Here is a 3107-nt window from a genome sequence, read left to right on the forward strand (position 1 = left end):
CCGCGCCACCTCGTGGAACTCCCCACCCGGGCCGCCGTCCGGCGCGTGCGGCGGGGCCACCAGCGCGATCCGGCCCCAGCCGCGCTTCCGCATCCCGGCGACGGCCCACTGGACGGTGCGGATCGCGGGCGCGAAGGCATCGGCGACCAGCGGCCGCCAGTGCTCCTCCGGGACGTCCTCGAACCGGGCGTGCGGCTCGCGCCGCGCGCCCCTTCGCCGGGCGGCCGCCACCAGCATGTCCAGCCCGCCCCAGTGCTCCTCCACGGCGGCCACGACCCAGCGCGGCGACGCGGCGTCGTCCAGGGCGTACGGCACGGCGAAGGCCCGGCCCGGGTCCGGTCCCGACAGCTCGACGGCCAGCGCCTCGGCGGTCTCGCGGCGGTGCCGGAAGGCGAGCGCGACCCGGGCGCCCTGCTCCGCGAAGGCGCGTGCGGCGGCGCTGCCGATGGCGCCGGTGGCCCCGGTGACCAGGACCGTGCGCCCCTCCAGGCCGAGGTCCAACATGGGCGCTCCTCGCGGTCGTTCCCACTGAGAAGGCCATGGTCGCCGTCGTGACTCGAGCCCGCCTCGACCCGCGCCCGACCCCGTCCGGTGCCTCGCTCGGCGGCTATCCGGCGTTTCGCTGGAAGGCGGAGCGATAGCTGTGCGGGCTGGTGCCGACGACGCGCTTGAAGCGGTCGCGGAAGGAGGTGGGCGAGCCGAACCCCACCTGGGAGGCGATGCGCTCCACGGGGTGGGTGGTGGCCTCCAGGAGATACTGCGCCTGGCGGATCCGGGCGCGGTGCAGCCACTGCAGCGGGGTGGTCCCGGTGTGCTCCCGGAAGCGGCGGTTCAGGGTGCGGGTGCTCATGCCGACGTGGGCGGCGATCTCGTTGAGGGTGAGATCCCGTCCGGCGTTGTCCTCCATCCACCGCAGCAGGGGTTCGAAGAGCGATCCGCGCGGTACGGGCGGCTGGTCATGGACGATGAACTGGGCCTGTCCGCCCTCCCGTTCCAGGGGCATCACGGACAGCCGGGCGGCGTCGGCCGCCACGGCGGAGCCATGGTCGCGCCGGATGATGTGCAGACACAGATCGAGCCCGGCCGCGGCGCCCGCCGAGGTGAGGAACTGGCCGTTGTCCACATAGAGCACATCCGGGTCGACCTGGATCTTCGGATGAAGCTCGGCGAGCAGCGCGCCGCCGAGCCAGTGCGTGGTGGCGCGGAGTCCGTCGAGCAGCCCGGTGGCGGCGAGGACGAAGGCCCCGGAGCAGATCGAGGCGATACGGGTGCCCCGCCCGGCCGCGTCCCGCAGCGCCTCGACCACCTCGTCGGGGACCGGGAGCAGGGGGTCGCCGCGGCCGGGCACGACGATGGTGTCGGCCTCGGCGAGCGCCTCGAGCCCGTACGGAGCCTGGAGGGCGAACACCCCGGCGTCGACGGCGGGGGCGGGGGCACAGACCCGGACCCGGTAGGGCTCCCGGCCGTCCGGCAGCCGGGTGCGGGTGAACACCTCGATCGGGGTGGCCAGATCAAAGGCGATGACCTGGTCCAGCGCCAGGATCACGACAGTGTGCATGGCCTCAACCTAGGCTGTACGGGGTATGGCGCCAATGCCGGGGTGGCGAGAAGTCGGTGTGGAGATGGTTTCCAGCCATCACGCTCGGGGTGTCATACGCGGCCGCACACCCCGGCGTCGGCGATACGGATCGAGGGGTTGCCGTAGGCCATGCGCTGGAGGATCTTGCGATAGAGCGGCGTATGACGCAGCGCCCGCGCGAGACGGGGGCGCACCCGGGTGGTGAACGCGCCCTGCGAGAGGATCGCCCGGCTCTGCAGGGTCTGCATCCGCATCACCGCCGCGATATCGGGCCCGCGCCGCCGCTCGAACTCCGCCAGCCGCTCGGCGCTGGTGTCGCCCTCGGCCAGGGCACGGGCCAGCAGGGGGTGCAGCACCACCGCGTCCTGCACCGCGAGGTTAATGCCCTGGGCGCCGATCGGGCTGTGGGTGTGGGCGGCGTCGCCGATCAGCACCAGCCCGTCGGCCACCCAGCGCTCGGCGCGTGCGGAGAAGACATCGAGCACACCGAGGTCGGCGGGGGTGCGGACCTGATCGCGGATCAGCGTGGCGTACCGCGGCACGGCACGCACCAGCCGCTCCTTGACGTGGTCGAGGCCGAGGGCGGCGATATGGCCGTAGCGCCGGGGCGGCAGGGTCCAGCCGATCTGGATCCGGTTCGGCCAGGAGCCGTAGACCAGCACCGGGCCGCCGCCGGTGCGGTACACCCGCACATCGCGGACCGGTGGCTCTTCCGGGGGCGCGATGAGGGTGCACCACAGCACATCCTGGGCGAACGCGTCGGCGCGGCCCGCCCCGATGCCGGCCAGCCGCCGGATCCGCGAGAACCGGCCGTCCGCGCCGACCACGACCCGGGCCCGTACGGCACAGCGGCCCGGCGGGCCTTCGGCGATGACCCCGGCGATCCGCCCCTCCCGCCGCAGCAGCGCCCCGGCCCGCCGTCCGGGCAGATAGCGGAAGCCGGACGAGCGGCGGCAGCGGGCGAGGAGCTCGTCCAGCAGATGGGGGCGCACCACGCTCAGCAGGTGGTCGTACGGGGCCGGAAGCAGCCGGTAGTCGGCCTCCAGCAGCACCCGCTCGCCCTCGATCACCAGGAACCGGTGGTGCTCATGGGCGCCGCGGGCGCGGGCGCCGGCGAGCACATCGAGCGCGTCCAACAGCTCCATCGCGCCGGGCTGGAGTATTTCGCCGCGGACCACGCGCTGATGCGCGCGGGCGCACTCCACCACGGTCACCCGAGCCCCCGACCGCAGCATCAGCAGCGCCAGCACCAGACCGGCCGGGCCGCCCCCGACCACGCACACATCGGTGTCGATCTCGCGCATCATCGCGCCTCCTGCTGGTCGGGCTCAGGGTCCAGGGCTCAGGCCGTGGGCATCGGGCATCGGGCGCCTGTGACAGCCCCTGGACGCGCTACGGCTCCGCTTGCCCGCGCGGGGGGATCGGGCAGCGGAGCCGTAGCAGGCCCGGCTGAAGGGCGGCGCCGGGCGTCTTTGGGGGGATGGTTCGCCGGACGGGGACGGCTGGTACGGGACCTACGGGACTCCGG

Annotated in this window: 3 protein-coding genes; all 3 read right to left on the reverse strand. The window is 74.2% G+C overall.

Annotated elements, in window-relative coordinates; translation table 11 throughout:
• Window positions 1-504: SDR family NAD(P)-dependent oxidoreductase (locus tag GWI24_RS42675; RefSeq protein WP_210951395.1), on the reverse strand; the 504-nt coding region annotated here is incomplete at its 3' end.
• A 103-nt stretch (window positions 505-607) separates the two neighbouring features.
• A complete protein-coding gene (locus GWI24_RS42680) occupies window positions 608-1558 on the reverse strand; it encodes a GlxA family transcriptional regulator (protein WP_210951396.1) in 951 nt (316 codons plus the stop codon).
• A gap of 92 nt (window positions 1559-1650) precedes the next feature.
• A complete protein-coding gene (locus GWI24_RS42685; protein WP_210951397.1) occupies window positions 1651-2886 on the reverse strand; it encodes an FAD-dependent monooxygenase in 1236 nt (411 codons plus the stop codon).
• Window positions 2887-3107: the final 221 nt, after the last annotated feature.

The sequence above is a fragment of the Streptomyces sp. MK37H genome, from assembly GCF_018035285.1.
Lineage (GTDB): Bacteria > Actinomycetota > Actinomycetes > Streptomycetales > Streptomycetaceae > Streptomyces > Streptomyces endocoffeicus.